We start from the raw sequence: 26,487 nt of genomic DNA on the forward strand, positions 1-26,487 counted from the left end.
GGCCACCACGATCGCCGGGCAGGGGCGCCTTTCGGGCCGCTTCCCCGTCCCGGCCGCCAGCTTCCGGGGGAGGGGTGCATGGCCGACCTGTTCAAGGTCCATATCAATTTCGCCACGTCGCAGCTGATCTTTCCGACGATCATCGCCTGCGTGCTCGCGGTGCTGGGCATCGCCATCGCGATCACCCACCGGCACCGGATTGCCGGGGCCGGGGCGCATTGGCGCGCCATCGCCGGGCGCATGGACAAGATGCGCTTCTTCGGCGCGATCGGGCTGACGCTGGTCTATTTCTCGACGATGCAGCCGGTGGGCAACCTCTGGCCCAACACCGGCATGGGGTTCCTGCTCACCTCGATCCCCTTCGTCTTTCTCTGCGGTGTCCTTTTCCTGCACGACCGTCGCCCGGGCAACATGATCGGGCTGACCGTGGCGGCGCTGGTCGCGCCCACGCTGGTCTGGTGGGTCTTCGCCGATCTCTTCTTCCTGACGCTGCCCTGAGGCCCTCATGGATCTTCTGTCCTTCGTCACCCCGCTGTTCCTGACCCTCATCGTCTCGGGCACGGTGATCGGCATCGTCTTCGGCTCTATCCCCGGGCTGACCGCGACGATGGCGGTCGCCGTCTGCCTGCCGCTGACCTATTCGCTGGGTCTCAACAACGGTCTGGGGCTTCTTCTGGGGCTCTATGTCGGCGGCATTTCCGGCGGGCTGGTGCCGGCGATCCTGCTGGGCATCCCGGGCACGCCAAGCTCCATCACCACCACCTTCGACGGCTACCCCATGGCCAAGCGCGGCGAGGGGGAGCGGGCGCTGAGGATCGGCATCGTCTCTTCCGTCGTGGGCGGGCTGATCAGCCTTGCGGTGCTGGTGCTCTTCGCCCCGCTGCTCGCGGATTTCGCGATCGACTTCTCTTATGTCGAGAAGTTCCTGATCATCCTCTTCGCGCTGACCGTGATGGCGGCGCTGTCGAAGGACATGCTGCTGGGCATCTTCTCTGGCGTGCTGGGGATCTTCATAAGCCTGATCGGTACCTACGACGTGTCGAACGGCGGCAACGGGAAGGAGCGGCTGATCCCCCCTGGCACGGAATACTGGCTGCAGGACGGGTTCTCGCTCCTGCCGGTGCTGATCGGGCTCTTCGGCCTCGCCGCGATCCTCGAGGAGGCCGAGCTGGGCGTTCCCAAGGGGCAGTCGATGAAGGACATCAAGGTGGGGGCGCATTCGCGGTTCTCGTTCTCCGTCTTCGGCGGGCAGATCGTGAACCTCGTCCGATCCTCCCTCATCGGCACCTTCGTGGGGATCCTGCCGGGCGTCGGCGGCTCGGCCGCCTCGATCCTGAGCTATACCAACGCCAAGACCTTCTCGCGTCACCCCGAACGCTTCGGCAAGGGAGAGCCCGCGGGCATCATCGCGTCTGAATCGGGCAACAACGGGTTGACCGGCGGCGCGCTGGTGCCGCTTCTGTCGCTGGGGATCCCGGGGGACAGCACGACGGCGCTGCTGATCGGGGCGTTCACCTTGCAGGGCGTGCAGGTGGGGCCGCTGTTCATCTCGGGCAATACCGAGACCTGGAACGCGATGATCGTCGCCATGTTGATCGCCAATGTCGCGATGTTCGTTGTGATGTACCTCGCGATCCGATGGCTTGCGCTGGCGGTGACGATCCCCAAGCACATCCTTTTTCCGATCATCCTGATGATGTGCGTGATCGGGGCCTATACGATCAACTACGGCATCATGTTCGATGTCTGGACGCTTCTGATCTTCGGCATCGGCGGCTGGCTGATGGGCAAGGTCGGGCTGGAGGTCGCGCCCTTCATCATCGGCTTCATCCTGGGCCCCTCGGCCGAGGTCTATTTCGTCAAGACGCTGGAAAGCTTCGGCACGCTGACGATCTTCTTCACCAAGAGCTGGATCGCAGTGGTGCTCTGGCTGCTGATCGCGGGCTCGGTTGCCACGTCGGTCTGGATGTCGCGCCGGCACCGGCGCCTTGACGAGGGGTGACCGAGGAGCCATCGGAAGCTGATCGGGGAACGTAGTGGCAGGGCAAGCGCCCGGCGGCGCGCGGGGTCTTGCGCGGCGCCGGGCAACGCGGGACAAGCGGTGCGATGGAGCACGAGAACGGCACGACACGAAAGCGGGGGACACGGGCGCGCGGAGCGGGCAGCCGCGGCGGCGGCGCTGTCACCATGACCACGGTCGGCCGCATCGCCGGGGTTTCGCAGGCCACCGTGTCGCGCGCGCTCAGCGATCCCTCGCGGGTGTCGCCCGAGACGCTTGAGAAGATCCGGCAGGCGATCCGCGCGACGGGCTTCGTGCCGAATGCCGTGGCCGGTGCGCTGGCGTCGAGCCGGTCGAACCTGATCACCGCGCTGGTGCCCTCGATCACCAACATCGTCTATTCCTCGCTGATCCAGTCGTTCAGCCGGGTGATGCGCGAGTGGGGCTACCAGATCCTGCTGTCCGAGACCGGTTTCGATGCGGAGGAGGAAGAGGCGCTGATCGCCGCCCACCTGTCGCGACGTCCCGACGCGATGCTGCTGACCGGAACCCGCCATTCGCCGCAAGCCCGCAAGATGCTGATCGGTTCGGGTATTCCCGTGGTCGAGGTCTGGGACATCACCGACACGCCGATCGACTTCTGCGTAGGCTTCTCCCATGTCGAGGCCGGCCGGGCGGTGGCCCGCTTCGTGCGCGAACTGGGCCATGACCGCGCCGTCACCGTCACCGCCAACGACGAGCGCGCGCGCCGCCGCCGCGACGCCTTCGCCGAAAGCTTCGTGCAGGCGGGGGGCACGACGCCCGTCGCGGTAGATTGCCCCGGCGCGGCCAGCCTTGCCGCCGGCCGCGCCGCGCTGGTCGAGGCGCTGGAGGTCCACGGTTTCGGGCGTGGCGTGGTGTTCTGCAGTTCCGACCTGCTGGCGCATGGCGTCGTCAGCGAGGCACAGGTGCGTGGCATCGCGGTGCCCGGGGACCTCGCCGTCGTGGGCTTCGGCGACCAGGACTTCGCCGCGATGGTCGAGCCGCCCCTGACCACGGTTCGCGTCGACCGGGCCGAGCTGGGGCGCAGGGCCGCCACCGCGCTGCGGGCCCGGCTGGAAGGCAACGATCCCGGCGAGACGGTCATCGACCTCGGCTACCGGATCATCCGCCGCGGCTCTGCCTGATCGGCCCCGCGGCGGGCAAGGATAGGCAGGGAGGCAGGTACAGCCTGCCCGCCAGCGGGTAACGGGTATGCGCAAACCGCCACTGGCGGGCGTTGGCCCGCGGCACAGTTCCTTCCGTTCGTGCGCCGGGGACGGCGCTGAGGACATTGCGCCGGAAGAGGACCTCTGCATGACCAATGGACGCCCCGAGACGGCTCCCGACGCTGCCGCCGCCCGCTGGGCGCTGCTTGCCCTGGCCGTCGGTGCCTTCGGCATCGGCACGACCGAATTCGCCCCCATGGGCCTTCTGCCGACCATCGCCCGGGGGGTCGACGTGTCGATCCCGACGGCCGGCCTGCTGATCAGCGCCTATGCCATCGGCGTCATGGTCGGCGCGCCGATCATGACCATGGCGCTCAGCCACCTCAGGCGTCCGAAGGCGCTGATGCTGCTGATGGGGATCTTCACGCTGGGCAATCTGATGTCGGCGGTGGCGCCGGATTACGCGCTGCTGATGGTGGCGCGTGTCGTGACCAGCTTCTGCCATGGCGCCTTCTTCGGCCTCGGCTCCATCGTCGCGATGCGCCTCGCCCCGCCGGAAAAGCGTGCCGCCGCGGTGTCGACCATGTTCATGGGGCTGACCATCGCCAATGTCGGTGGCGTGCCCATGGCCACCTGGATCGGCGAGCACGTCGGCTGGCGCAGCGCCTTTGCCGGAACGGCGGCGCTGGGGATCGTGACCATCGTGGCGCTCGTCCTCGCCCTGCCGCGCGGAGAGAAGAGCGGCCGCCCGGACCTGCGAAGCGAACTGCGCGTGATCGGCCGCGGCAATGTCCTTCTCGCGATGGGGACGACGGTGATGGGGGCGGGCGCGATGTTCACCCTCTACACCTACCTCGTCGCCGCGATGGAGCGGATCACCGGCGCCTCGGACAATTTCGTGACCGTTGCGCTGATCCTCGTGGGCCTCGGCTTCACCGTCGGGAACTGGTTGGGCGGCAAGCTTGCGTCCTGGTCGCTCGACGGCGCGACGGTGCTGTTCCTCGCGCTCGAGGCGGTGATGCTGTTCGCGCTGCCGCTGCTTTTGCAAACCCGTGTCGGTACGGCCGCGGGGGCTTTCCTGTGGGGCGTCACGGCCTTTGCCATCGTCGCGCCGATCCAGACCCGGGTGATGCAGGCGGCCGAGGATGCGCCCGCGCTTGCCTCGTCGCTCAACATCGGGGCGTTCAACCTTGGCAATGCGCTGGGGGCCGGGGTCGGCGGCGGTGTCCTCGCGCTCGGGCTGGGATATCAGCTCGTGCCGGTGGCGGCGGCGCTTCTGGCGATCGCGGCGGTGCTGCTGGTCTGGGCGGGACGCGCGGGCAGCGGTCTGCGGCAGGTCGCGCCCTGAACCACCCGTTCCCGGTATCAATGGTGGCCTCGGCGGCGATCTAGGTGGCGGCCGCGCACATGCCGCGCCTTGCCAACCGGCCGGCGATGCCACACAAGGGACGGACAGCTTCAGACGACGCGCGGATCCCACCGCGCCGCTTTCGGGGAGCGCCCCCGCCGCGCCCGGTCCTCCCGGGCGGGGCCGGGCGCGGGAAAGGGCGGCGGGCGGTTCCCCGGCGCGAGACATGACAACCAAGTGCCGGACACCGGAGGAGGGGTGCGCGCGGCTGAACCGGAACCAGGCGAGGCCATGACTGCGCTCCCCCGATATCTACTTGCCCGTTTCGCCAGTGCGCTGGCGCTCTTTTCCGCGCTGCTCGGCAGCACGGCCCCCAGCCCGCTATACCCGATCTACATCGACCGGTTCGGCCTGTCGCATTTCATGGCGACGGCGATCTTCGCGGTCTACGCCATCGGCACGCTGGGTGCGCTGGCGGTGGTGCCGCGGATCATGCGCTACTTTGGTGACCGGTGCCGCATCCTGATGGTCGGCCTCGCGCTGACCGCGGCGGGGACGATGCTGTTCGCGGTCTCGTCGGTGGAATGGACGCTGTTCCTCGGGCGGTTCCTCAACGGCGCGGGGACCGGGGTCGTCGCCGGGGTGGCCTCGACCGCGCTGGTCGAGCTGGCGCCCGCCGCCGGGCGCCGGCTGGCCGCGACGCTGGCGACGCTGGCCTTCACCGGCGGGGCCGCCTCGGGGCCGCTGATCACGTCGGCGGCGCTGGCGCTGAACCTTGCGCCGACGGTGACGCCGTTCCTGGTGATCGCGGTGATTGCGCTTGCGGCCTTCCTCGGGCTCCTGCTGTCGCGCTGGCCCGGGGCCGACGAGATCGCCGGGCGCGATGCGCCGGCGGGCAGGGCTGCCGAGGGGGCTGCCGAGGGGACTGCCGACGACAGAAGCGAAGCCCGCCCCGATGCCGCTTCTGAAGCGGCCTCCGACTCCGCGCTGCCCGGTCTCTTTGTGCTGAGCTGCCTTGCGATCACCATCGCCTGGATGATCGGATCGGTGCTGATGGCGGTGGGGGCCAACCTTGGGCTTGAGGTCTACAGGCTGGCCTCGGCCAGCGTGGCGGGCCTGATCCCCGCGCTGTTCCAGCTTTTCGCGGGCCTCGGGCAGGCGGTATGCGGCCGGTATTCCGGTCTGAGAACGGTCGGCTGGGGGGCGCTGGGGATCGTGCTGGCGCAGGTGACGCTGGTGCTGGCGGCGCCCGGCGCGCACGGTGCGGTGCTGGTGTTCGCTATGCCGTTCTGCGGCTTTGCCTATGGCGCGGCCTTCGTCGGCGGCCTGTCGCTGGCCAGTGCCACGACCGACCCGGACCGGCGGGCCAGCCGGATTTCGCGTTTCTACACTGTCGGTTACCTGTCGAACGCCGTGCCGACGGTCAGCTTCGGCATCCTCACCGACGCGGTGGGGCTCGCCAATGCCTTCTATATCTTCTCGGCGGTATTGATCGCGCTGGGGCTGACGACCCTCGGCTATGCCGCACGCTATCGCCTGAACGGCACCGGCCGCCCGCCCCGCGGCCGCGGCAAGGGCGGCCGTGGGCGCCGTGGCAGGGCGACCATGGCCGAGCCTTCGCGTCGTGCCGCAGGGGGGCACCACCCCGAGACCTGCTGACGGGCTCCGGCCCGAGTTCTGCCCCGCGCCGGCCGGTCATCTGCAGCGCGTGCCCGGCCGGGGTCTTTTCCGGCGACGGTCGCGGTCCATGCGCGTCGGGGCCGACCCCGCCCAACCTGTTGCCGCGGTGGAGGTGCCGGAGGCTCAGCGGCTGGCGCAGATCGGCAACGGGCGGTAGGGGCGGGGCGGATGGTCTTGCGCGAAGCCCGCGATCACCGGGCCAAGCTCCGCCTGCGACCAGAACCGCGGCGCCCCGATCTCGTGCAGGCACGAGGCGTTCCAGTAGGGCGCGCGGGGCCCCCGGGGCGCCCCCGCCGACACCCACCGCCGCACTGCCGCGATATCGGCCGCGGCCGGGTAGATGTAGAGCGTCGCGGGATCCTGGTGCACGAGGGCGACGATCGCCCGCGCATCCTCGGGCGTCCAGCTCGTGCAGCCGTTGCTGCGGCCCTGCGCGTAGGTCACCAGCCGGCCGACGGGCACGTAACCTTCGTCATTGGCATAGGGGCTGGCCGCGTCCTTCATGCGGCAGGCGGCGCGCACCAGCACCGCCGCATGGCCGCCGATCTGACGCGCGCGGGCATTCGCCGTCGCCCCCTCGCCGTCGAATTGCACGAAGGCGCGGGTCAGGGCGGCAAGCTGGCCGTCGCTCTCGGGGTAATAGCCCTTGAAGGTGGTATGGGTCTCGGCGGTCAGGTAATCGCCGCCGGTGGTGAGGTTCGACCCCGAGGCATTGCCGAAATTCGCCGCGCACCGCCGCCCGTTGGAGAAATCGGCGGCGCCGAGGTCGCGGCCGCTGCCATGCCCTGCCGACACCGCGCGGAAGGCGTGGCGGGCCTCGCACAGGATGTAGAACCGCGGGTTGGGCCGGCCTGCGGGGGTATAGCCGGGCCGCGTCGCGTCCATCGCCATGTAGCAGGGATTGCGCGTCTCGCCCGACCGCAGCTTGCGCGCATGCAGCGCGCGGGCCCGGGCCAGCACCACCGGCGCAATCTGTCCCGCCCCGTCACCGACATGGGGGCGCAGCCAGGCCGGCACCTCGATCTCTCCGCTCGCGGCCGCGGCGGGCAGGGGGCCTGCGCCAAGAAGAAGGGCCAGCGCGGCCAGGGTACGCCGCCGCGCCCTTCGGGGCGCGGGAGATCGGGGGGAGAAAAGCGGCAGGGGGCGTGTCATCCGGGCTCCCGTCATGTGGTCGGGCGGTGGGTGGCTCTGCACCCAGAGTAACGGATGGGGCCGATCCCGCAACGCCCTTGCGGATCCCGGGACCGGCGCGGGCCCATATCGCGCTTATCCCGGGGGCGATCCCGGGGGCGCTGCCCGGCGCGGTGAACGGCAAATCCCGCTCGGCCGGGGAAGAGCCAGAGCGGCCGGTCTATCCTTGGCGACAGCAGCGGCGCTCCTGTTGTCGGTCCGAGCGCGGGCAACGAATGGCCGCCAAGTTGCGACGGTCCTCGGCCACTCGACACCTTAGCGCGTTCCGCGGGGCCCAAGAGGCACGGCGGTTCAGGAAGACGGCCAGGTCACGCCGTGCCGCTCCGGCGGCCCCCGGCTCTGCCACCGCGCGTCGCGAGTTGCACCAGCGCCAGATGTACGAGGGTGGCGGCGATGAGGATCACGGTCAGGGCCGACCCCTCGAACACGTCGCCCCGGTCGGTGAGCGCGAAGATCGACACCGGCATCGTCACCCATCCCGGCGGATAGAGCATCGACGTCGCCCCGAGCTCGCCCATCGACAGCGCGACGCTCAGCCCGAACGCGGCGGCGAGATAGGGCAGCAGCAGTGGCAGGGTGACCCGGCGCAGCCGGTAACCCGCCGAGGCGCCAAGGCTTTCGGCCATCTGCTCCACGTCGCGGGGAAGTTGCATCAGCCCGGCACTGACCGCCCCGAAGGCAAAGGCCGAGACGATGACGAAATGCGCGATGACGACGATCAGCGCGGTGCCGTTCAAAAGCACCGGCGGCCGGCTGAAGGCCACCAGCAGCGCCAGCCCGACCGAGACCGAGGGCACGGCGCTCGGCAGGAAGAACAGGAGGTCGAGGGCCCGTCGCCCGATACCCCGCCCGCCACGCAGCGCCAGCGCCGCGGCGGTGCCCGAGACCAGCGCCACCGCGCTGGCGGCAAGGCCGGTGACAAGGCTTGCCCAGACCGCCTCGCCCGGGGCACCCTGGAAGACGGCGGTGAAGTTCCCCAGGCCCATCTGGCTTGGCCAGACTCCGTTCCACTGCCCCGCGAAGGCCGCCAGCACGATGATCGCGAGGGGGGCCGCGTAAAGGACGAGGACGACCAGCGCGGTGACCCCAAGTACTGCCGCGCGGCCCGCTCTAGACCAGATCAGCATGACCGCCCCCCATCCTGCCCACCATCGCGCGATAGAGGGCGTAAAGCCCGACCGACAGCACGAGGTTCGCGCTGGCGACCACGCAGGCGGTGGGATAATCGAATTCCTGGATCGCCTTGGAATACACCAGCAGCGGTAGCGTGATCACCCCCTTCGCGCCGATGAACAGAACGATGCCGAACTCGTTCACCGTGAGCAGCAGGCACAGTGACCCGCCCGCCATCAGCGCCGGCAGGGCCGCCGGCAGCAGGATCCGCCGCACGATCATCGGGGCGCGCGCCCCGAGAGAGGCAGCCACCTCGATCTGCGCCCGGTCGAGGGTCGAGAACGCGGCCATCAGCGGCCGCAGCACGAAGGGCGTGTAGACCGTGACCTCGGCCAGGATCACACCCCATGAGCTGTAGAGGAAGTCGAGCGGCGGCAGCGCGGCCCCAGTCGCCTGCATCAGGGTCTCGTTCACGATCCCGGCGGAGCCGTAGAGGAAGGTGAAGGCGAGGGTGACGAGGAAGGTGGGCAGCGCGATGAAGGTTTCGATCAGCCGCAGCGCGAGGGACCGGCCCGGGAAGGGCACGTAGCTCAGCACCACCGCCAGGGCGAAGCCGATCACGAGGCAGCCGAGGGTCGAGGCGAGCGCGATCCGCAGCGTGTTGGTCAGGGCCGTGCGGAAGATATGCGCGCCCAGAACCCGCAGCGCCGGGCCCGTATCCAGTCCCGCGCCGCCCCCGGTCAGCGCCTCGTGCAGCACCAGAGCGAGCGGGTAGAGAAACACCAGCGCCGACAGCGCGAGCGGCAGCACGACCCAGGCCGATCCCGGCAGGGCGGCGCGCAGGGTATGGCGCAGGGTTCGGTGGGGGTGGGGCAGGGGGCGCGTTGTCGCGTCAGCCATCGGTCGCCTCGTGCGGGAGGACGGTCGCGTCCTGCGGGTCGTAATGCAGCGTGATCGTGGCGCCGATCCGGTGCGGCTCGGCCGCCGGGGGCGCGGTGCAGCGGATTTCGGCGGTGGCGGGGTCAGACGCGGCCCCCGAAGCTGTGCCCCCCGACGTCGTGCCGCCCGACGTCGGGCCAAGCGCGAGGGTCAGCGTCTCGGAGGCGCCCTGCCAGTCGACATGGGTGATCCGGCCCTCGATCCGCACGGCCCCGTCCGCGGCGCCCGACGTCCCCGGGCCCGCGTGCGGGAGCGCCTGCGTCAGATGGTGCGGTCGCAATCCGATCAGCGCGCGTGCACCGGCGGGCAGACCGTGCGGGTTCGCGCCGCGCATCCGCAGCGCGCCGATCTCCAGCTCCGCCATCGTGCCGTCGTCGGACAGCGCGCTCACCCGGCCTTCCAGCACGTTCGCGCGGCCGAGGAATTCGGCCGAGAACCGGTTCGGCGGGCGGCGGTAAAGCGCGCGCGCGGTGTCGAGTGCGGCCAGCTTTCCATCGCGCATGATCGCGATCCGGTCGGCCAGCGTCAGCGCCTCGTGCTGGTCATGGGTGACGTAGAGGATGGTAAGGTCGGGGATCTCGCGGTGCAGGCGGCCGATCTCCTCGACCATCTGGCGGCGGATCTGGGCGTCGAGCGCCGAGAGCGGCTCATCCAGCAGCAGTACCGAGGGGCGGATCGCCAGCGCCCGCGCGATCGCGACGCGCTGCTGCTGGCCGCCCGACAGCGCCCGCGGCATCCGGCCGGCGAAGGCCTCCATCCCCACGAGGGCAAGGCTTTCCGCCACCCGGCGCGCCACCAGCCCCCGCTCGGCCCGGCGCGCCCGCAGGCCGAAGGCCACGTTCTCGGCCACGCTCATGTGCGGGAAGAGGGCATAGTTCTGGACCACCATGCCGATGTTGCGCGCGTTCGGCGCGATGCCGGTCACGTCGCGCTGTCCGATGAACACCCGCCCCGAGGTCGGCGCAACGAAGCCTGCGACCGCGCGCAGCGCCGTGGTCTTGCCCGACCCCGAGGGGCCGAGAAGGGCCACGATCTCGCCGGGTTCGACGGTCAGGGTGAAGTCGGACAGCACCGTGACGGCGCCGTAGCGGACCGAGACATCCTCGAAATGGATGCGCTGCCCCTCGGGCCCTTGCGGGGACGGGGATGGGGAAACGGACAGGGAAGGGGGCGCCGCGACGGCGCCCTCCCCCGTGGTGTCTGGAACCGCGGGCATCAGTTGCCGGTGGCCTGCTGCCAGCGTGCGACATTTGCGTCGAGGTCCTTGGCGACCGCGTCCCAGTCGGGGTGCCAGACCGTCACGCCCTGCATCAGCTTGTGCATGGTCTTGTAATGCGCGTCGGTGGGTTTCACGTCCGCCCGCACCGGCAGGCCGTAGGCGATCGTCGAGACCTTGGACTGCGCCGCTTTCGAGAGCAGGAAATCGATCAGCTTCTTGCCGTTCTCGCCATGCGGCGCGCCTTTGACCAGCGCGACGTAATAAGGCAGGGCGAAGGTTGACCGCTCGCCCTTGGCATTGGCGGGCCAGAACGGGCGGATGTTGGGGTTGCGGGCGGTCTGGGCCATGTTCATCTGCAGATCGCCGTTGGCCACGTAAAGCTCTCCCTTGTTCACCAGCGCGGTCAGCTTGCCGGTGGAGGAGGAGGGTCCCACGTTGTTGGCCTGCAACTTGCGAAGATAGCCGAAGCCCGCGTCGGCACCGCCCATGGCATGGACCGCCTCCAGCATCACCGCGGTGCCGTCGCCAGCCTGGCCCGGGGTCGAATACTGCAGCTTGCCCTTGAAATTGGCCGCCAGCAGGTCGTCCCAGGTCTTCGGCGCCGCGGCGAGGACCTTGGTGTTGTAGATGAAGTTCATGTAGTTGTTGACCATCGGGTTGAAGAGATTGCCCGGGTCCTTGTCGGAGGCCGGGATCTGCGCGGCCTCGGGTGATTTGTAGGCTTGCAGGAGGCCCGCGCCGGCGGCCTTCTGCATGAACGGCGGCAGCGTCACCAGCACGTCGGCCTGCGGATTGGCCTTTTCCTGCGCCACGCGCTGGACGACGACCCCCGAGCCGCCCTCGACATATTGCACCTTGATGCCGGTCTTCTTGGTGAAGGCATCGAATTCTGTCTGGAACCAGTTCGGGTGACCGTCATGCAGGCCGTCGGCGCTGTAGATCGTCACGACCTGGTCGGCGGCAAGGGCCGGACCCGCGAGAAGCGCGAGCACCGCCGCGCCGAAAAGCGTTGAGGAGTTCATGTTCGCCTATCCTTCCAAGGGGCGGGGTTTCGATGCCCGGAACACTACCCATCCTGCATGACGATTCTGCGAAGAAATACCTATCTTAAGTATAGTAAGTCATTGTTTTTGATCTATTTTTTATGGGAGCAAGGGGTGCGCCCCGGCGGGCGTCCGCCCCCGGGGTACTGTCGTCCGAAATGCCGTGTCCGACCTGCCCCGGCGGGGTCAGCCGGGCGGGAAGACGACGCCCTTTCCCTGCGCCCGAAGCCGTGGGTCATGTGATCGGACGGTGACCGGCAGGCCACCGAGGATCTCTTCGCAGCGGGCGAGGGTGTCGGCCTCCAGACGGGCCTGCGCCTCGTGTGTGAAGAAGGTCAGATGCGGGAACAGGATCACCTCGTCCCGCCCGAAGAGGGGCGAAAGCGGGTGGCCCGCATGGGCCAGCGGCTCCTGCCCGTAGACGTCGAGCGCGACGCCGCCGATCCGGCCGGCCAGCACCGTCTCGACCAGGGCGGCCTCGTCGATCAGCGCGCCGCGCGCGGTGTTGACGAGGATGGCACCGGGCCCGAGGCAGGCAAGCTCCTCCCGGCCGATCAGCGCGCGGCTGCCGGGGCCGAGCGTGGCGTGAAGGCTGACGACATCGGCGGCGGACAGCAGATCGTGCAGGCTGTCGGTCTTCTCGATCCCGTGGTTCGCCAGGGTCGCCGCATCGACTTGCGGGTCGTAGCCCAGCACCCTGGCGCCGAAGCCCGCCGCCGCGATCCCCGCGAAATGCCGCCCGATCCGGCCGCAGCCGACCACGCCGACGCAGGCCCCCGCCAGATCGCGCCCGAGAAGGCGTGTCTCGGGCCAGAGCCAGCCGTCGCGCTGCATCCCGCCCGCGACCTCGGGCAGTCGCTTGAGGAGCGAAAGCGCCAATGTGATCGCGCCCTCGGCCACCGTCGCCTCGGCATATTCGGGGATGTTGACCACCGGGATGCCGCGAGCGATGGCCGCGGGAATGTCGATCGCGTCGATGCCCACACCGTACTTGACGATCCCGCGCAGCCGGGGCGCCGCCGCGATCACCCGCGCGGTCACCGGCGTGTAGCACATCAGCAGAAGGTCGGCCCCGGCCACGGCCTCGGCAAGCGCCGCTTCGGTTATGCCGTCGGGCAGCAGCACCAGATCGCCCCGTTCGCGCAACGCGGCGTCGAGGCCGGGCACCTCGAGCTCGCGGTCGGTGCGCACGATCAGCGGGCGGGTCATGGCGTGGCCTCCGCCTGGACCGCCGCCGTCACGATGTCGAGCGCGCGGTCAAGATCGGCCCGCGCGATCACCAGCGGCGGCGAGAGCGTCAGGATGTTGCCGGCGCTGACCTTGAAGCTCAGCCCCTCGGCAAGGCAGCGGTAGTAGATCCGCTCGGCCGTCGCCGGGTCGGCCATGCCGTCGGGCGTGACGATCTCGACCCCGATCATCAGCCCCCGGCCGCGGATGCCGCCCACCAGCGGGCAGGCCGAGAGCGCGCCGAGGCGGTCCATCGCATGGGCGCCCAGCTCGGCCGCGCGCGCGACGAGGTCCTCGTCGTCGATGATCTGCAGGGTGGTAAGCGCGGCGCGGGCGGTGACGGGGTTCTTCTCGTGGGTATAATGCCCGATCGCGTAATCGCCCGCGACGTCGAGGTCGCGGCGCGCGATGGCCGCGGCGATGGGCAGGACGCCGCCGCCCAGTGCCTTGCCGAGGACGAGGATGTCCGGCACCACGCCGTCGTGCTCGTGGCTGAAGAAGCGGCCGGTCTTCCCAAGGCCCGTGGGGATCTCGTCGAAGATCAGCAGGGTGCCGTGCCGGTCGCAGGCTGCGCGCACCTCGGCCCAGAACCCGGGGGCGGGGACCAGCGGTGTCGCGCGCATGGGTTCGGCGATGAAAGCGGCATAATCGCCATCGCGGCCCAGCACGTAGTCGATCATCTTCGCGCAGGCCCGGGCCGAAGCCTCGAGACTGTCGGTGCCATAGGGGCAATCGCGCGGGGCCCAGGGCGCGACATGCTCGGCGCCGGGCACCAGCGGCCCGGCGATGCCGGAGCGGAAGGTCGCCTCGCCGCCCACGCCGGCGGCGCCGAAGCCCGCGCCGTGGAAGGCGTCCCAGAACGACAGGGTCTTGAAGCGGCCGGTGGCGGCGCGGGCAAGCTTCAGCGCGACCTCGACGGCGTCCGAGCCGCCGGTCGTGAACAGCACCTTGCCAAGGTCACCGGGCGCGCGGGCCGCCAGCGCCTCGGCCAGCGCGACGGCGGGTTCGCAGCTGAAGCGGCGCGGCGCGAACGAAAGGGTGTCGAGCTGATCCTTGATCGCGGCGATCAGCCGGGGGTGGCCATAGCCGATGTGATGGACAGAATTGCCGTGGAAATCCATGTAGCGCCGTCCCGCCAGATCCTCGATCCAGATGCCCTCGGCCCGGGCGATGGTGGCGACGCAGGGGCTCGACAGGCTCTGGTGCAGGAAGGCGCCCGCGTCGCGGCGCAGAAGGTCGGCCTCGGCCGGGTGGGCGTGACCTGCGGCATAGGCCGCGCGGGCGGCCGAGGTGTTGGCCTCGCCCTCGGTATGGGGGCGCAAGCTCATGCCGCCCCGTCCCGGTCCAGCCGGCGCAGGAGGGCGGGCAAGTCGGCCACCGTGTCGATCACGTGATCGGCCCCGGCATCGAAGAGGATCCGCGCGGCCGCGTCGCGCCGCGCCGCGCGCTCGGCCTCGGGCAGGGCGGCGACCTCCTCCGGGGTCAGGCCCACGGCGTTGCCCGACAGCGCGACCCCCACGGTCAGGCAGCCCGCCGCCACGCCCTCGGCAATGCCGGGCTCGGTGTCGTCCACCTTGACGATGGCCGCGGGCGGATAGACCGCGAGGTCGACCATGCACTTGTACATCCCCAGCGGTCCGGGCCGCCCCTCGGGCAGGTCGTCGGCACAGACGAGGTTGTCGGGCGAATAGCCTTGCGCCGCCGCGACAGGCAGCACGCGTGCCATGATGGAGCGGACATAGCCGGTGGTGGAGCCGATCTTGAGCCCCATCGCGCGCAGCTCGTTCACCGCCTCAAGGGCGCCCGGGACGAGGGTGGCGTAATCGGCCGCCACCGCCTCGTTCATCGGCACGAAGACGGCGTAGACCCGGTCGACATCGGCATCGGTCGGCGCATGGCCGTGCAGCGCCTGCCATTGCGCCGCGATGCGGGGCGCGGTGAGCATGGCGTGCACATGGTCCCATTTCGGCTTGCCCATGGGTGCGCGGGCCTCGGCAATCGTCACGTCGAGGCCGACCTCGGCGAAGGCGCGCTGAAATGCCCCCATCGGTGCGAACGAGCCATAGTCGATCATGGTGCCGGCCCAGTCGAACACGGCAGCTTTGAAGCGTTTCATCGGCGGAGGGTCCTTCCTGCGGATCAAAGGGTTTCGGCGCGGCGGCGTTCCGCCAGGGCCGCGGCGGGCGGGGCGGCGCTGGTGACGCCCATCCCGGCCAGCGTCTCACGCGCGGCCTCGGTCACGGCACGCATGACCCCCGCGTCCAGACGCCCGATGCAGCCGATGCGGAAGCTGTCGACCACGGTGAGCTTGCCCGGGTAGAGGATGAAGCCCCGCGTCTTCATCGCGTCGTAGAAGTGGGGGAAGTCGAAGCGCGGATCCTCCGGGCAGAAGAAGGTGACGATGATGGGCGAGAGCCAGCGATCGGGCAGCAGGGTCTCGAACCCGAGCGCCCGCATCCCCGCGACGAGGGTGTCGCGGTTATCCGTGTAGCGCGCGCCGCGCCCGGCGACGCCGCCTTCAGCCGCATGCATCTCCAGCGCCGTCAGGAAGGCCGCGACGGTATGGGTGGGTGGGGTGAACCGCCACTGGCCGGTCTTTTCCATCGCCGCCCATTGCGCATGGGCGTCGAGCGAGAGCGAATGCGCACGCCCGCCGGCCGCGCCAAGCGCATCCCGCCGCGCCACGACGAAGCCGAACCCCGGCACCCCCTCGATGCACTTGTTGGCCGAGGAGACGAAGGCCTCGCACTCAAGGGCCGCGGGCTCAAGCGGCAGGGCGCCGAAGGCCGACATGCTGTCGATCAGAAGCTTCCGGCCCGCCTGCGCCACCGCCGCCGCGATCTCGGCCACCGGGTTGAGGATGCCCGAGCTGGTCTCGCAATGAATCGCGAGGACATGGGTGATCGCGGGATCCCCGGCCAGGATCCGCGCCACTTCCTCGCCGCGCGGGGGTTGGTAGTCGCCCTTGTCGAGAACCCGCACCGCGCGGCCGATCCGTCGCGTCGCCTCGGCCGCGCGCAGGCCGTAGGCGCCGTTCGCCAGCACCAGCAGCTTGCCGTCGCGCGGCAGGAAGGTGCCGATCATCGCCTCGACGAGGTAGGAGCCGGAGCCCTGCATCGGTACGCAGTCATAGTCTTCGCCGCCGGGCCCCAGCAGTGCCAGAACGCCCGATCGCAGCGCCCGGGTCATGGCGCGGAAGTCGCCGTCCCAGCTGCCCCAGTCGCGCTGCATCGCGGCCTTGACCTCGGGCGCCGTCGTCAGCGGCCCGGGGGTAAGGAGAAAGGGCTCTCCCGGCTGCGGGCGGGGGAAGGCGTCGGTGCTCATCACTGATCCTCGGCAGGTCGGAACATCCGCAGCATTGATCCGGGGCGGGGTATCTGTAAAATCCGCAGTTCCGATCCAATCATAGACTGGACCTATGGAAGATGCGCTACACCCAGATCCGGGCCTTTCATCAGGTCGCGCTGCACGGCGGGTTTTCCCGTGCGGCCGAGGCCTGCGGGCAGAGCCAGCCCACGCTGTCCGATCAGGTGCGCGCGCTGGAACAGGCCTATGACGTGCTGCTGTTCCGCCGCGACGGGCGACGGGTGCAGTTGACCGGCGCGGGCGAGGCCCTGTTCCGGCTGACCAAGCGGTTCTTCGATGTCGAGGACGAGATCGGCCAGCATCTCAGCCGCTCGCGCGCGGCGCTTCAGGGGCACCTGCGGATCATGGCCGACAGCGCGATCCACATCGTGCCCGTGCTCTCGGCCTTCCGGCGGCGGCATCCCGGGGTACGGGTCGAGGTGCAGGCTGGCAACTCGGCGCAGGTGTTGCAGGCACTCAGGGCCTACGACGTGGAATTCGGCGTGCTGGGAAGCCTGGAGCCGATGGCGGATCTCGACATCCTCAGCCTCGGCGCGGCGCCGATCGTCGCGATTACGGGCGAGGGGTTCGCAGGCGGGGTGCCCGCGCGCCCGGCCTTCGCCGAGATCGCCCGTCACCCCGTCGTCCTGCGCGAGCGCGGATCGCAGACCCGCCAGCGGGTCGAGGCCGCGGCCCGCCGGGCGGGCGTGACGCTGCGCCCGGCGCTGGAGGTCGCGGGGCGCGAGGCGATGCGCGAGGTGGTGGCCTCGGGGCTGGGCGTGGGCTTCATCTCCGAGGCCGAGATCGGCCACGATCCCAGGATCCTGCGTCACCGGCTGGACGATCCGGCGCTGGAGATGACGGAAAGCCTGATCAACCTCGGCATGCGCCGCGACCTGCCGCTGATCCGCGCCTTCCTGCACGAGGCCCGGCGTCCCGGCGGCTGAGACCCCCTTGTCGAAGCCGCGCTGACCTCGGGGCTCCTCCGGCCCCTGCCGGTGCGCGACGATCCGATCCGCCAGGACATCGCGGTGCGCGGCCCTGGTGGTCGCCTGGGGGCCACTGCGGGTGGTCAGGCAATGCCGAAACGCCGACGGTAGGTGCCGGGGGAGAGACCGGTCTGTTTCAGGAACGCCTTTCGGAACGCGGCCGGGTCCTGATAGCCGATCTGCCAGGCGATCTGGTCGACGGGCTGGCCCGTCCGTTCGAGTGCCTCGCGCGCCTTGGCAAGGCGGACCTGCTGCAGGTAATCCTTCGGACGCAGCCCCGTGGCCTTGCCGAAACGGCGCAGGAAGGTTCGCTCCGACATGCCCGCCTGTGCCGCGAGGGCGGCGACGCTCTGCGCCTCGCGGGCATGGGCATGCATGAACTGCTGGGCCCGCAGCACCTTGTCGTCGCCGTGGTCGAAGCGCGGGATGAACCGGGCGAAGGGCTGCTGCTGGCGGCGCGGAGGATCGACCAGCAGGAAGCGCGCCGTCGCCAGCATGGTGCTTGCCCCAAGAAGCCGCTCGACCAGCGTCAGGCCGAGGTCGGTCCAAGCGAGGATGCCGCCGGCGGTGATGATGTCGCCCTCGTCGACCAGCATGCGTTCCTCGATCACCTCGATCTCGGGGAAGCGGCGAGTCAGCTGCGCGGCGAAGGCCCAGTGCGTTGTCGCCTGCCGGCCGTCGATCAACCCGCTTTCGGCCAGGACGAAGGCCCCGGCGCAGATCGAGCAGACCGTGGTTCCCCCGGCGTGGCGATCCTTCATCCAGTCAGCGGCGGCCCGCATCGGGGCCATCCGGTCGGGCATGATGATGCTGGGCGGCGCTATGGCATAGGACAGGCGATGCGGCGTGCCTGGGTGGCTGTCCCAGACGCAGGCAACCTCGTCGCCCGGCGCCCCGACCTGCCAGTGTGACACGCGGATCTCGCGTTCCGCGCCGGCGGCGACCTCCTGCGACGTCCGGTCCCCCGCGATGCGGAACAGATCCGTCAGCCCGTAGACCGCCGCAAGCTGGCAATCGGGATAGATCAGCAGGCCGATCTCGGCGATGGGGGAGGGCGTTTCCATGATCTGTCCGTTTTTGACCGAAAGGTGTCAGTTCCGCCTCCTCCCCCAGATAGGGGCGGCGGCTATCTCTGTCCATGTCGAAACGGCAAGGGGCCCGCGGCAAGGATCGCGGAACGGCCGGGTCACGCGCCGGTGGCGCGGCCGCGCCATCTGCCCGCCCCGTGACGGCGCAGGAACGTCACCTCTCATCCAAGGAGCCCGCATCATGGCAAGTATCACCACCAAGGACGGCACCCGCATCTTCTACAAGGATTGGGGCCCCCGCGACGCGCAGCCCGTCGTCTTTCACCACGGCTGGCCGCTTAGCGGCGACGACTGGGACAACCAGATGCTCTTCTTCCTGTCGAAGGGCTACCGCGTCATCGCCCATGATCGCCGCGGCCACGGCCGATCGGACCAGACTGACACCGGCAACGACATGGACACCTATGTCGCCGACGTGGCGGAGCTGGCCGAGGCGCTCGACCTGAGGAACGCGGTGCATGTGGGTCATTCCACCGGTGGCGGCGAGGCGGTGCGCTATGCCGCCCGCGCCACGCAGGGCCGTGTTGCCAAGGTCGTCACGCTTGGCGCGGTGCCGCCGATCATGCTCCGGACCGAGGCCAACCCCGAGGGCCTGCCGATGGAGGTGTTCGACGGCTTCCGCGCGGCGCTGGCGGCGAACCGGTCGCAATTCTTCCTCGATGTGCCTTCTGGGCCGTTCTACGGCTTCAACCGCGCGGGGGCCGAGGTCAACGAGGGGCTGATCCGCAATTGGTGGCGCCAGGGCATGACGGGCAGCGCGAAGGCGCATTACGACTGCATCGCGGCGTTCTCGGAAACCGACTTCACCGCGGATCTCGAGGCGATCACCCAGCCGGTGCTGGTGATGCACGGCGAGGACGACCAGGTGGTGCCGCTTGCGGATTCGGCGCTCAAGGCGATCGACCTTTTGCCGAACGGCACGCTCAAGACCTATCCGGGCCTGTCGCACGGCATGTTCGCGACCCACCCCGAGATCATCAACCCCGACATCCTTGCCTTCATCGAGGGCTGAGGGTCGGGCCTTCGGGTGCCGGAGACAATGGGCTCGCACTGGCAGATTGCCGGTGCGGGCCCTTCCCGTTGGCCTGACGGTCCGAAGCGACGGCACTCAGCCGGGGGTGGGCGCCGCCTCTCGCGTCTTGCCGCGCAGAAAGTCGACGAAGGCGCGCAGTGGCGGCGGCGGGCGGCGGCCATGGAAATACAGATATGGCCCCTCGAACGCCGGCCACCAGTCCGGCAGCACCGGGACGAGGGCGCCGCTGGCGAAATGCGGCTCGAGCCAGTTGCGGAAGATCAGGCACAGGCCCAGCCCTGACACCGCGTGGCCGATCAGCGCGGCGGAGCCGTTGGTGCCGATGGTCAGCCGGGCCGCGACGTCGAGGGTGATCGTCTCGTCGCCGCGCTCGAACTCCCACGGGATCAGGGCGCCGCTGGTGAAGCGGCCGCGCAGGCAGTCGTGGTGCAGAAGGTCGCGCGGATGGGCCGGCATTCCCATCCGCGCAAGGTAGGCGGGCGCGGCGGCCAGCGCCGCCTGCTGCCGCCGCGGGCCCAGGGGGATGGCGATCATGTCCTGTGCCAGCGCCTCGCCATAGCGGATGCCGGCATCGCATTCCGCGGCGACCGCGTCGACCATGCGGTCGTCGACCATGATCTCCACCGTCACGCCGGGGTGGAGGGCCATGAACTCCTCGATCAGCGGCGGAAGGATGTCGACCATCACCGCGCCGGGCACGTTCAGCGCGAGTCGTCCGCGCAGGTCGCCGCTCTGGCTGCGGACGGCGTCGAGGGCATCCGCGGCCTCCGACAGCAATGGGGCGATCCGCCGGGCAAGCTCCCGCCCGGCCTCGGTCGGCGTGACGCTGCGGGTGGTACGGGTCAGAAGACGGGCGTCCAGCCGTGCCTCGAGCCGCGCGATGGTCTCGCTCACCGTGGCCGGGGACAGGCCGAGCGTTCGCGCCGCACTGCGGAAGCCACCGGCCCGCACCACCGCGACGAAGACACCGAGATCGTCAAGATTGTTCGACATGCCGATCAGCCTATTCGGATTGACATATATTCTCAAACGGAGAATGCCGCGCCATCTTCCGGGCAACCCAACTTCCGGGCAACAACGAAGGAGATCCGACATGACCCCCCAAGCCTCTGCCGCCGGCCGTTTCACCTTTCCCGGGACCGACCTGAGCGTGAACCGCATGGGCTATGGCGCCATGCAGCTGGCCGGGCCGCACGTGATGGGCCCCCCGAAGGACCGCGATGAGGCCCTTGCCGTCCTGCGCGAGGCGGTTTCGCTGGGCATCGACCACATCGACCACATCGACCACATCGACACCAGCGACTTCTACGGCCCCCATGTCACGAACGAGATCATCCGCGAGGCGCTGCATCCCTATCCGGACGACCTGGTGCTGGTGACCAAGGTCGGCGCCTGGCGCGATGAGGCCGGCGCGTGGAACCTGCAGCGCGACGACGCCTTCCTGCGCCAGTCGGTCGAGGACAACCTCACCCGTCTCGGCCGTGACCGGATGGACATCGTCAACCTGCGCATGGGCGGCCCCGAGGACGACATCGCCACGCCGATGCGGACCATGCGCGCGCTGCAGGAGGAGGGTCTGATCGGCCATATCGGCATCAGCACCGTCAGCCCCGAACAGGTCCGCACCGCGCGCGACATCGCCCCGGTGGTCTGCGTCCAGAACCAATACAACCTTGCCCACCGCGAGGATGATGCGCTGATCGACGCGCTGGCGGCGGACGGGATCGCCTATGTTCCCTACTTCCCGCTGGGGGGATTCAGCCCGCTGCAATCGGCGACGCTGGACGCGGTCGCAAAGGGGGTAGGGACCAGCCCGCAGAAGGTGGCGCTGGCCTGGCTGCTGGCGCGCAGCCCGAATATCCTGGTCATTCCCGGCACCTCCAGCCGCAGCCATCTGCGCGAGAATGTCGATGCAGCCTCCCTGACCTTCACCGCCGAACAGAGTGCGGCGCTGGACGCGCTCTGACCCTGCGCTTGGGGGGAGTGGTGGCTCAGGCGCGGGCCACCACGTCAAGCCGCAGCTGCCCCAGCCCCTCGACCCCCAGCGCGACGACCTCACCGAGCTTCAGGCAGCGCGGCGGGGTCCGGCGCATCCCGACGCCGGGCGGGGTCCCGGTCGCGATCACGTCCCCCGGTTCAAGCGTCATGAACTGCGACAGGTGCGCCACCACCTCGGCCACCGGGAAGATCATCGTGCGGTTGGAGCCGTTCTGCATCTCGGCGCCGTCAAGCGTCAGCCACAGTGACAGGTTCTGCGGGTCGGGCACCTCGTCGCGGGTCACGAGCCAGGGGCCGAGCGGGGCGAAGGTGTCGGCGCTCTTGCCCTTGGTCATCTCGCCGCCCCGCGCGTTCTGAAAGCGGCGCTCGGACACGTCGTTTGTGACCGCGTATCCCGCGACGTGATCCAGCGCCGTCCCGGGCCGGACGTCGCTGGCGCGGGCCCGGATGATCACCGCAAGCTCGACCTCCCAGTCGATCTGGTCGGCACCGCGGGGCAGCACGATCGGATCGTTCGGCCCCGAGATCGCCGAGGTGAGCTTCATGAAGACCGGCGGTTCTTTCGGCGTCTCGATCCCGGCCTGTGCGACGTGATCGGCATAGTTCATGCCGATGCAGACGTATTTCCCGATCCCTCCAACCGGGGCGCCAAGCCGCGTGCCGTGCGCCACTTCCGGCAGCATCGCAGGGTCGAGGCCGCGCAGCATGGCCAGACCTGCCTCCGACAGGACAGCGCCGGCGATATCGGGTACGAGGCCGGTGGGATGGCGGATCGTGCCGTCGGCGTCGATCATGCCCGGCCGTTCATGATCGCGGGGCCATGTCGCAACAGTTTCATTGTGTCTCTCCTTGGTTCGGTTCGGCGGCTGGCAGGATGCCGCCCGTCACGACGCCAGCGGGTAATAGGCCAGCACCTCGAACCCGGAATCGACCGGGACATGGGCGCGGGTCCGCCCCGTCGTCAGGTCGATCACCGAGGTGGTATCGCTGTCTTCGTTGGCCACGAGGAACAGCCGGCCATCGGGCGAGAAGGCGCCGTCGAGCGGCTTGTCCTGCACCTCGGCGGTGAAGAGGTGGTTGAGGTCCGCGTCGTACAAGCTTGCCACCGGGTCGAAATTCCCGATGACCGCGAGGATCGCGCCATCCGGCCGATAGCGGGCGATCTGGCCTTTTTGGGTGTGCCCGGGCAACGGCAGCGTGCGGACGTGGCCAAGGTCGTCTCGGTCGACGACGTGCAGCTCGGGCCGGTCACCGGCGGTCGCCACGATCCAGGGTCGGGTCGGGGCGGCGGCGATGCCGTTCGTCCCGCCCTCGAGGGACAGCTCCTTGATGACCTGGCCCGCGGACCCTTCGATCCGGACAAGGCTCAGAAGGCCGTCCTCCTCGGCTTCGGTGACCAGCCGGTCGCGGCCCGGCACGGTAGCGAGGCGGTGAACCTTGGTCGATCCGATGTCGATGGCACCGACCATCTCGTCGGAGGCGGGGTCGATCACCACCACGGCGGCACTGGCCTCGCAGCAGCAATAGATCAGGCCGTTGCTGCCCTGCCGTACGGTGTGGGGCGCCTTGTAGGGGGCGATATCGATCAACGTCCGCAGCGACTGCGCGGCAAGGTCGATCACGGCGATGGTGCTCTGGGGATGGGGATTGTCGCCATGGATGCCGTCGCCGAAGATCGGCACATAGGCCTTGCCCGAGAGCGGCGGGATCAGCAATTCGTGCGGCTTGGGCGGCAGGTCCGTGATCGCTGCGGTACAGCCGAGGGTGGCGGGGTCCAGAAAGACCACACGGCCGGCCTTCTTCTCGACCGCGATCAGTCCGAAGCCCGTGGTATTCTCGATCATCCGGCTCTCCTGTCCTTCTGTTGTCATCGGTGGATCAGAGGAGGAACGCCGGGCCGGGCGAGGCGTTCAATCACCAAAATTTGCCATGAGGCGGGGGGAGGGAAATCACTCCGGGCGACGGGGCGCCGCCATGTGTGATGCCGTGGGTTTGGGAGTCGGAATTTTTATAATATATTGTAAATAAATGTATTTTTTACAGATCCGCGCCGCAGGACGATGGCTTTTCGATCCGCTCGAAAAGTCCTGCCAAGCTTTGGGCATGGCCATGCGCCCCACGGCGGCTATGCCCGCGGCGACCATGCGGGCAGCTTGCCGAAACGATCCCGTGGCAGCCCGGTTCATCTTGGGGCCCGGCCTGTCGCGCCCTGCCGCGACAAGGGAAAGAGGTCCGACACGCCCGGTGGCACAAGAATTGATGCAAGCCCGGGATTGAGGCATCATGTACAGATTCTCAGTCCCCTTCAGACGTTGGAGGGTGCGATATTGGAGTTTAAGATGTTTCGTATTTTCTGTCTTGCCGCCGCTCTGGCGGCAACGTTTCTGTTGGCGGGATGCGGCGCGGGCGAAGATCCGCGAGGGGCGATCTATTCTTCGCCGGTCCGGGGTCAGTTCAACAATACCGGAGAGTTCACGGCGAATTTCGTCTTTGCAGTTGGCAATGAGGGCAAGACCTTCAACGGCTCGTTGCAGGATTTCCGGTTCTCGCGCAAGAGCTTCGACAGCCCCGAGGGCGCGGTCCCGGTGACCGGCACCATCAGTCGCAACGAAAAGGGGGAAATCCTTCTCAAGGGCAAGGGGCAGGGCACCCTGACGCAGGGGAGATACGCCTACCAGCTGGAATTCCAGATGGAGAGTTCCTATGTCGATCCGCGCTTCAACACGGTCAATGCCTGGTTCTTCGGCGGCGGCAACATGAACCGCAGCGGCGCCTATGTGGAATGGGCGAAGATCAGCGGCAATTTCAGCGCCAAGCCCCTGTGCCGGCCCGAGAGGTTCAAGAGTTGCGAGATCCTGACGGCCCACCCGGCCCCGGCGATGATGCCGCAGAACTGACACGACGCGCCCTGCGGGCAGGTGATGGTCCGGGTCACGGCCGCATCTGCGGGGCCTTTGCGGTGGCTGCCGCGAAGGCCTCGCCCCACGGGGGGGGAGCTTCGGCCTGCCGGCATCCTCCCCAGCTTCGGCCCGCCGGCCCCGCGTCAGGAGGATGCGTCGAAGGAGACCTGCGGTGACATCCGCGGTCGGGCCACCACGAAATCGTGGAAGGTCTGGTCGCTTACGCCGATCGTGTCGAAGGCCGGCGTGTAGGTGGCCCAGCTTTCGACCACGATCTCGGTATCGCCCTGTGCCGGTTTCGGCAGGCTGTCCGCCAGCTTGTTGACATCGTCGTCGGTCATCGCGGTGCCGGTGCGCGTGGCGCTGGACCAGACCACCTCGTACAGGTCGGTCGTGTAGTTGTACTGCACGTCGGTCACCCGGATGCGGGTGGTCGAGCCGCGTGCATCGGCATTGGTGATGAAGTCGAAGATCTTGTTCATCCCCTCGATGTCGGTGGGTGTCAGCGTGTTGGTCTGGCGCGAGATCAGGTCGGCGACCGTATAGGTCGCGCGCTGCCCGGTGTTGCGGGCCGAGAAGGCGTCGAAATACACGTACATGCCGAGGTAGGCCCAGATCAGGACCGGCAGGAAGATGATGGTCTCGACGAGGATGGTGCCGCGTTCGTCCCGCGCGAAACGCTTGAACGGGCGCAGCAGCGGATGGGCCTGCATGTTCTTGTCCATGGCTCAGCTCGGCTCGTTGACGAAGGCGGAGGCGGCGACGAGCTTGTAGGCCCCGGTCGCGTCCTTGGTGAGTTGCAGCCCCAGACCGGTGGTTGGGAACAGCGGGTCGAACACCGCACAGGCGCGGATGATCATCAGGTCGTCGTCGGTGCCCGGGTCGAAGTTCGGCGGCTGCTGCGTGGCGATCGGCTCGCTGCGGTCGATGCAGGTCGCGCTTGCGTCGAGGCCGGTCCAGGTCGAGGTGTCGACGGGCTTGAGCTCTACCATCAGCGAGTTGACGCAATCCGGGATCACCGTCGCCAGGCGGCAGATCTCGTCCTTCACCTTGTCATGGGTGGGGGAGCTGATCTCGCCCAGCCGCAGTTCGCGCACGGTCATGTCGAGGCCACGCTCGAGCATGACGTAGCGCAGCTGCAGGAAGCCCGCCTCGACCGAGGAGAGGAACAGCACGAAGAGGACCGGCAGCACCAGCACGAACTCGACGCTCGCGACGCCGTCCTCGCGGGCGAACCAGGCGCGGGCGCGGCCCAGACGCCTGGCCAGTGCCACACGGGCCCCGGCCAAGGGAAACCTTGCCGGCGGAAACTTGGCGCGCGCGCTCATTGGGTCAGCCTCAGCTTGTTGATCGAGTTGGCGATCGAGGCGAAAGCGGTCGCGATGTCGAGGTTCTGGACGTCGTAGAAGTAGCTTGTCTTGGTGGCGCAGTCCTTGAGCACCGACTTGCCCGCGTCATCGGCCATGAACCCGATCGAGTAGATCGTGACGTAATTGTTCTTGGCCGCGGTGCAGACATCAAGGAGCTGACTGTCCTGAGTGTCCGAGCTGATGCCCTGCGCCGTCCGCCAGTCGACAATAGAGTTGTAGAGCGAGTTCGCCGCGCTGCTGCTGTAGGCGTATCTGTAGATGATGTTGGTGTAGTAGGTCACCGACATCTTGTCCCAGACGTCGGCCCAGCTCATCTGCGAGGCGGTCCCGACCTGGCTCGACACGGTGAGGTCGGAGCAGGTCGTGGTCTGGGTGCCGCCGTAATGGCCCCAGCCCCAGCCGCCGCTGTAGGTCGTGGTGCATTTCTGGCCGTAGACCGCGCCGCCCTGATAGGGCGTATCGTGCCAGTTCTTGTCCCAGGTCCAGTAATACTGGTTCTTGCTCGCATCGTAGAGCGAAAAGTCATTGCTGTCGCCGCTTGCCGAGTAGAGCGGGGAGTTGCCCGAGGCGTAGCTCGGGTTGATTTCGGCGCGCTGGGTGTTGGAGCCGTCGGTCATCACCACAACGACCTTCATCGAGTCGGTGTCGTCATAGGCGTAGGGGCGCCCCGCGAAGTTGGAGGGAAGCTCTCCCTTGTTGATCATGTCGCTGACGATCGGCTGCGCCGCGGGATCGAGCAGCGCCACGCCCCATTTCATGCCGACGTCGATCGAGGTGTTGCCGCCGGCCTTGAGCCCGTCGATCATGCTGTCGAGCGT

General features: G+C 68.9%; 23 protein-coding genes and 2 pseudogenes. 9 read left to right on the forward strand and 16 right to left on the reverse strand.

Annotated elements, in window-relative coordinates; translation table 11 throughout:
• Positions 1-78 precede the first annotated feature (78 nt).
• From CVV76_RS01790 to CVV76_RS01810, 5 genes are all read left to right on the forward strand, one after another.
• On the forward strand, positions 79-498 hold the full coding sequence (locus tag CVV76_RS01790; protein WP_102222889.1) for a tripartite tricarboxylate transporter TctB family protein: 420 nt from the start codon (positions 79-81) through the stop codon (positions 496-498).
• Positions 499-505: 7 nt separating this feature from the next.
• The gene (locus CVV76_RS01795; protein ID WP_102222890.1) at positions 506-2,002 is read left to right on the forward strand and encodes a tripartite tricarboxylate transporter permease; all 1,497 of its coding nucleotides are present in this window, start codon (positions 506-508) and stop codon (positions 2,000-2,002) included.
• A 185-nt stretch (positions 2,003-2,187) separates the two neighbouring features.
• On the forward strand, positions 2,188-3,165 hold the full coding sequence (locus CVV76_RS01800) for a LacI family DNA-binding transcriptional regulator (RefSeq protein WP_102222891.1): 978 nt from the start codon (positions 2,188-2,190) through the stop codon (positions 3,163-3,165).
• Between the two features lie 169 nt (positions 3,166-3,334).
• Entirely contained in the window at positions 3,335-4,534 is a 1,200-nt protein-coding gene (locus tag CVV76_RS01805; RefSeq protein WP_102222892.1) for an MFS transporter, read from the forward strand.
• Between the two features lie 291 nt (positions 4,535-4,825).
• On the forward strand, positions 4,826-6,193 hold the full coding sequence (locus CVV76_RS01810) for an MFS transporter (RefSeq protein WP_102222893.1): 1,368 nt from the start codon (positions 4,826-4,828) through the stop codon (positions 6,191-6,193).
• A gap of 144 nt (positions 6,194-6,337) precedes the next feature.
• Here the strand turns inward: CVV76_RS01810 and CVV76_RS01815 are convergent, their stop codons facing one another.
• The 9 genes from CVV76_RS01815 to CVV76_RS01855 all read right to left on the reverse strand — a co-directional run bounded on the left by CVV76_RS01815 (position 6,338) and on the right by CVV76_RS01855 (position 16,270).
• Positions 6,338-7,366 carry a hypothetical protein gene (locus tag CVV76_RS01815; protein WP_199178462.1) on the reverse strand — a complete coding sequence of 343 codons (1,029 nt, stop codon included), beginning with the start codon at positions 7,364-7,366 and terminating at the stop codon, positions 6,338-6,340.
• A 347-nt stretch (positions 7,367-7,713) separates the two neighbouring features.
• Positions 7,714-8,532 (reverse strand): ABC transporter permease, encoded by an 819-nt coding sequence (locus tag CVV76_RS01820; protein WP_102222894.1) that lies wholly within the window; start codon positions 8,530-8,532, stop codon positions 7,714-7,716.
• The gene (locus CVV76_RS01825; RefSeq protein ID WP_102222895.1) at positions 8,516-9,418 is read right to left on the reverse strand and encodes a 2-aminoethylphosphonate ABC transporter permease subunit; all 903 of its coding nucleotides are present in this window, start codon (positions 9,416-9,418) and stop codon (positions 8,516-8,518) included. Before CVV76_RS01825 ends, CVV76_RS01820 begins: the two co-directional genes overlap by 17 nt.
• A complete protein-coding gene (locus CVV76_RS01830; protein WP_102222896.1) occupies positions 9,411-10,673 on the reverse strand; it encodes an ABC transporter ATP-binding protein in 1,263 nt (420 codons plus the stop codon). The genes CVV76_RS01825 and CVV76_RS01830 overlap by 8 nt, the downstream gene beginning before the upstream one ends.
• A complete protein-coding gene (locus CVV76_RS01835) occupies positions 10,673-11,698 on the reverse strand; it encodes a 2-aminoethylphosphonate ABC transporter substrate-binding protein (RefSeq protein ID WP_102222897.1) in 1,026 nt (341 codons plus the stop codon). The genes CVV76_RS01830 and CVV76_RS01835 overlap by 1 nt, the downstream gene beginning before the upstream one ends.
• Before the next feature lie 207 nt (positions 11,699-11,905).
• Positions 11,906-12,928, reverse strand: coding sequence for an NAD(P)-dependent oxidoreductase (locus CVV76_RS01840; RefSeq protein ID WP_102222898.1), 1,023 nt, complete (start codon positions 12,926-12,928; stop codon positions 11,906-11,908).
• Positions 12,925-14,274, reverse strand: a complete 1,350-nt coding sequence (gene pbfA, locus CVV76_RS01845) for a (R)-1-hydroxy-2-aminoethylphosphonate ammonia-lyase (protein ID WP_102222899.1) — start codon at positions 14,272-14,274, stop codon at positions 12,925-12,927. The genes CVV76_RS01840 and pbfA overlap by 4 nt, the downstream gene beginning before the upstream one ends.
• Positions 14,271-15,062: a phosphonoacetaldehyde hydrolase gene (gene phnX / locus CVV76_RS01850; protein ID WP_102222900.1), complete on the reverse strand. Its 792-nt coding sequence runs from the start codon at positions 15,060-15,062 to the stop codon at positions 14,271-14,273. Before phnX ends, pbfA begins: the two co-directional genes overlap by 4 nt.
• Positions 15,063-15,085: 23 nt before the next feature.
• Positions 15,086-16,270 (reverse strand): 2-aminoethylphosphonate--pyruvate transaminase, encoded by a 1,185-nt coding sequence (locus CVV76_RS01855; RefSeq protein ID WP_102222901.1) that lies wholly within the window; start codon positions 16,268-16,270, stop codon positions 15,086-15,088.
• 101 nt (positions 16,271-16,371) lie between these two features.
• Between CVV76_RS01855 and CVV76_RS01860 the strand changes: the two genes are divergently transcribed.
• A complete protein-coding gene (locus CVV76_RS01860) occupies positions 16,372-17,238 on the forward strand; it encodes a LysR substrate-binding domain-containing protein (RefSeq protein ID WP_102222902.1) in 867 nt (288 codons plus the stop codon).
• A 125-nt stretch (positions 17,239-17,363) separates the two neighbouring features.
• On the opposite strand, the gene CVV76_RS01865 is transcribed toward CVV76_RS01860, so the two are convergent.
• Positions 17,364-18,344: a GlxA family transcriptional regulator gene (locus CVV76_RS01865; protein WP_102222903.1), complete on the reverse strand. Its 981-nt coding sequence runs from the start codon at positions 18,342-18,344 to the stop codon at positions 17,364-17,366.
• A 205-nt stretch (positions 18,345-18,549) separates the two neighbouring features.
• Between CVV76_RS01865 and CVV76_RS01870 the strand changes: the two genes are divergently transcribed.
• Positions 18,550-19,380, forward strand: coding sequence for an alpha/beta fold hydrolase (locus CVV76_RS01870; protein ID WP_102222904.1), 831 nt, complete (start codon positions 18,550-18,552; stop codon positions 19,378-19,380).
• A 96-nt stretch (positions 19,381-19,476) separates the two neighbouring features.
• On the opposite strand, the gene CVV76_RS01875 is transcribed toward CVV76_RS01870, so the two are convergent.
• On the reverse strand, positions 19,477-20,394 hold the full coding sequence (locus CVV76_RS01875) for a LysR family transcriptional regulator (protein WP_102222905.1): 918 nt from the start codon (positions 20,392-20,394) through the stop codon (positions 19,477-19,479).
• 100 nt (positions 20,395-20,494) lie between these two features.
• On the opposite strand from CVV76_RS01875, the gene CVV76_RS01880 reads away from it, so the two are divergent.
• The gene (locus CVV76_RS01880) at positions 20,495-21,367 is read left to right on the forward strand and encodes an oxidoreductase (protein ID WP_102222906.1); all 873 of its coding nucleotides are present in this window, start codon (positions 20,495-20,497) and stop codon (positions 21,365-21,367) included.
• A gap of 25 nt (positions 21,368-21,392) precedes the next feature.
• On the opposite strand, the pseudogene CVV76_RS01885 reads toward CVV76_RS01880, so the two are convergent.
• Together CVV76_RS01885 and CVV76_RS01890 are read right to left on the reverse strand one after the other, a co-directional pair.
• Positions 21,393-22,237, reverse strand: a pseudogene (locus CVV76_RS01885) (fumarylacetoacetate hydrolase family protein).
• A 46-nt stretch (positions 22,238-22,283) separates the two neighbouring features.
• Positions 22,284-23,243: a WD40 repeat domain-containing protein gene (locus CVV76_RS01890; protein WP_102222907.1), complete on the reverse strand. Its 960-nt coding sequence runs from the start codon at positions 23,241-23,243 to the stop codon at positions 22,284-22,286.
• Positions 23,244-23,459: 216 nt separating this feature from the next.
• On the opposite strand from CVV76_RS01890, the gene CVV76_RS01895 reads away from it, so the two are divergent.
• Positions 23,460-24,296, forward strand: coding sequence for a hypothetical protein (locus tag CVV76_RS01895; protein ID WP_146010227.1), 837 nt, complete (start codon positions 23,460-23,462; stop codon positions 24,294-24,296).
• Between the two features lie 146 nt (positions 24,297-24,442).
• On the opposite strand, the gene CVV76_RS01900 is transcribed toward CVV76_RS01895, so the two are convergent.
• The 3 genes and pseudogenes from CVV76_RS01900 to CVV76_RS24880 form a co-directional block, all read right to left on the reverse strand.
• Positions 24,443-25,024, reverse strand: a complete 582-nt coding sequence (locus tag CVV76_RS01900; protein WP_102222909.1) for a TadE/TadG family type IV pilus assembly protein — start codon at positions 25,022-25,024, stop codon at positions 24,443-24,445.
• Between the two features lie 3 nt (positions 25,025-25,027).
• The gene (locus CVV76_RS01905) at positions 25,028-25,588 is read right to left on the reverse strand and encodes a TadE/TadG family type IV pilus assembly protein (RefSeq protein ID WP_233192664.1); all 561 of its coding nucleotides are present in this window, start codon (positions 25,586-25,588) and stop codon (positions 25,028-25,030) included.
• Positions 25,589-25,623: 35 nt separating this feature from the next.
• A pseudogene (locus tag CVV76_RS24880) lies at positions 25,624-26,487 on the reverse strand (hypothetical protein); the annotation flags it as partial.

Source organism: Acidimangrovimonas sediminis (assembly GCF_002871005.1).
In the GTDB taxonomy this organism is placed as follows: Bacteria; Pseudomonadota; Alphaproteobacteria; order Rhodobacterales; family Rhodobacteraceae; genus Acidimangrovimonas; species Acidimangrovimonas sediminis.

What these genes read in the sequence shown, in the direction of transcription:
- CVV76_RS01800 (WP_102222891.1), top strand. Translation starts at nt 2,188, where the DNA reads ATGACCACGGTCGGCCGCATCGCCGGGGTTTCGCAGGCCACCGTGTCG.
- CVV76_RS01830 (WP_102222896.1), bottom strand. Translation starts at nt 10,673, where the DNA reads ATGCCCGCGGTTCCAGACACCACGGGGGAGGGCGCCGTCGCGGCGCCC.
- CVV76_RS01890 (WP_102222907.1), bottom strand. Translation starts at nt 23,243, where the DNA reads ATGATCGAGAATACCACGGGCTTCGGACTGATCGCGGTCGAGAAGAAG.
- CVV76_RS01865 (WP_102222903.1), bottom strand. Translation starts at nt 18,344, where the DNA reads ATGGAAACGCCCTCCCCCATCGCCGAGATCGGCCTGCTGATCTATCCC.
- CVV76_RS01860 (WP_102222902.1), top strand. Translation starts at nt 16,372, where the DNA reads ATGCGCTACACCCAGATCCGGGCCTTTCATCAGGTCGCGCTGCACGGC.
- CVV76_RS01880 (WP_102222906.1), top strand. Translation starts at nt 20,495, where the DNA reads ATGACCCCCCAAGCCTCTGCCGCCGGCCGTTTCACCTTTCCCGGGACC.
- CVV76_RS01810 (WP_102222893.1), top strand. Translation starts at nt 4,826, where the DNA reads ATGACTGCGCTCCCCCGATATCTACTTGCCCGTTTCGCCAGTGCGCTG.
- CVV76_RS01805 (WP_102222892.1), top strand. Translation starts at nt 3,335, where the DNA reads ATGACCAATGGACGCCCCGAGACGGCTCCCGACGCTGCCGCCGCCCGC.
- CVV76_RS01855 (WP_102222901.1), bottom strand. Translation starts at nt 16,270, where the DNA reads ATGAGCACCGACGCCTTCCCCCGCCCGCAGCCGGGAGAGCCCTTTCTC.
- CVV76_RS01795 (WP_102222890.1), top strand. Translation starts at nt 506, where the DNA reads ATGGATCTTCTGTCCTTCGTCACCCCGCTGTTCCTGACCCTCATCGTC.
- CVV76_RS01815 (WP_199178462.1), bottom strand. Translation starts at nt 7,366, where the DNA reads ATGACACGCCCCCTGCCGCTTTTCTCCCCCCGATCTCCCGCGCCCCGA.
- CVV76_RS01790 (WP_102222889.1), top strand. Translation starts at nt 79, where the DNA reads ATGGCCGACCTGTTCAAGGTCCATATCAATTTCGCCACGTCGCAGCTG.
- CVV76_RS01895 (WP_146010227.1), top strand. Translation starts at nt 23,460, where the DNA reads ATGGCTTTTCGATCCGCTCGAAAAGTCCTGCCAAGCTTTGGGCATGGC.
- CVV76_RS01840 (WP_102222898.1), bottom strand. Translation starts at nt 12,928, where the DNA reads ATGACCCGCCCGCTGATCGTGCGCACCGACCGCGAGCTCGAGGTGCCC.
- CVV76_RS01825 (WP_102222895.1), bottom strand. Translation starts at nt 9,418, where the DNA reads ATGGCTGACGCGACAACGCGCCCCCTGCCCCACCCCCACCGAACCCTG.
- pbfA (WP_102222899.1), bottom strand. Translation starts at nt 14,274, where the DNA reads ATGAGCTTGCGCCCCCATACCGAGGGCGAGGCCAACACCTCGGCCGCC.
- phnX (WP_102222900.1), bottom strand. Translation starts at nt 15,062, where the DNA reads ATGAAACGCTTCAAAGCTGCCGTGTTCGACTGGGCCGGCACCATGATC.
- CVV76_RS01835 (WP_102222897.1), bottom strand. Translation starts at nt 11,698, where the DNA reads ATGAACTCCTCAACGCTTTTCGGCGCGGCGGTGCTCGCGCTTCTCGCG.
- CVV76_RS01870 (WP_102222904.1), top strand. Translation starts at nt 18,550, where the DNA reads ATGGCAAGTATCACCACCAAGGACGGCACCCGCATCTTCTACAAGGAT.
- CVV76_RS01820 (WP_102222894.1), bottom strand. Translation starts at nt 8,532, where the DNA reads ATGCTGATCTGGTCTAGAGCGGGCCGCGCGGCAGTACTTGGGGTCACC.
- CVV76_RS01900 (WP_102222909.1), bottom strand. Translation starts at nt 25,024, where the DNA reads ATGGACAAGAACATGCAGGCCCATCCGCTGCTGCGCCCGTTCAAGCGT.
- CVV76_RS01875 (WP_102222905.1), bottom strand. Translation starts at nt 20,394, where the DNA reads ATGTCGAACAATCTTGACGATCTCGGTGTCTTCGTCGCGGTGGTGCGG.